This window comes from Paraburkholderia sp. EG286B (assembly GCF_040965655.1).
Lineage (GTDB): Bacteria > Pseudomonadota > Gammaproteobacteria > Burkholderiales > Burkholderiaceae > Paraburkholderia.
Genome location: NZ_JBFRCF010000257.1, coordinates 1 through 255, shown reverse-complemented (window position 1 = coordinate 255; position 255 = coordinate 1). Strand labels below are relative to the sequence as shown.

The 255-nt window shown below is 61.6% G+C and carries 1 protein-coding gene; it reads right to left on the bottom strand.

What is annotated here, in order from left to right; translation table 11 throughout:
• Nucleotides 1–255 (bottom strand): carboxymuconolactone decarboxylase family protein (locus AB4Y42_RS44660; RefSeq protein ID WP_368697949.1); only part of this gene is annotated, 255 nt, incomplete at both ends.

Below are 255 nucleotides of genomic sequence, written 5' to 3'. Positions count from 1 at the left end.
CTTCCTTCGTGGCGCCCAGTTCGAGCGCCTTGCGGATATGCCGGCGCGTGCCCGGCGCGTACATATGCGTGCAGGACGAATCGACTGCGATGGCAAGGAACTCCAGCACCTTGGGTTCGAGCACACCGGACATCATGGTGTGTGCGCCCATCGTCATGAATTTCTCGGCCCATACGGGATCGAGTTCGGCAATGGCATCCCACGCAGGATTCCAGTTGCCTGTGGCGCGCAGCTGATCGCACATTGTCGTCGCGC